Origin of the sequence: Streptomyces sp. NPDC060205, from assembly GCF_042728395.1 — a bacterium.
Lineage (GTDB): Bacteria > Actinomycetota > Actinomycetes > Streptomycetales > Streptomycetaceae > Streptomyces.
Map to the genome: position 1 here is coordinate 8,761 of NZ_JBHWZP010000341.1, position 850 is coordinate 9,610.

The 850-nt window shown below is 68.5% G+C and carries 1 protein-coding gene; it reads left to right on the forward strand.

Translation table 11 applies throughout. The annotated features are described in order from the left end of the window. Window positions 1-24: 24 nt before the first annotated feature. A partial coding sequence (locus ACFWGJ_RS36925) for an acyl carrier protein (RefSeq protein ID WP_387333336.1) occupies window positions 25-850 on the forward strand: 826 nt, incomplete at its 3' end.

Below are 850 nucleotides of genomic sequence, written 5' to 3' on the forward strand. Positions count from 1 at the left end.
AGCCGACCCCTCAACCGACTCGGCATGGACTCCCTCATGGCCGTCGAACTGCGCAACCGCATCCAACGCCGCTACCAGATCAAACTCCCCATGGTGCAACTCCTCAAGGACGGCACCGTCACCACCGTCGCCCAAGCCCTGGCCACCGAACTCAACTCCACCCACACCACGGCGACGACCACACCGGACAGCGCTGCGGAAACCGTCGCGCCCCACAGCACACCGGTGCAGGAGGCGCCCACTCCGGCCCCGGCACCAGCGGCTCCTGCATCTGTCCCGAAGCCCCTGACTGCGGCCCAGCCCGCACCGCAGGCCCCGGCCTCCACGCACACGACGACCGACAGCGAGTTGCTCAACTTCCTCAAGCAGGAAGTTGCCGTGGTGATGGGGCTGCGCGCCGAACGCGTCAACGTCAGCCGACCCCTCAACCGACTCGGCATGGACTCCCTCATGGCCGTCGAACTGCGCAACCGCATCCAACGCCGCTACCAGATCAAACTCCCCATGGTCCAGCTCCTCAAGGACGGCACCGTCACCACCGTCGCCCAAGCCCTGGCCACCGAACTCAACTCCACCAACACCACGGCGGCCACCGCACCGGACAGCGCCACGGCGCCTCCCACGGCACATGCCGCACCCGTGCAGAAGGCTGCTGCACCAGCCCCGGCACCGGTCGCTCCTACAGCCGTCCCGGAGCCCGCGGCTGCTGATGCCCAGCCCGTATCGCAGGCCCCCGCTCCCGGACACGCCACTCCCGACAGCGAGTTGCTCGACTTCCTCAAGCAGGAGGTCGCCGTGGTGATGGGGCTGCGCGCCGAACGCGTCAACGTCAGCCGACCCCTCAACCGAC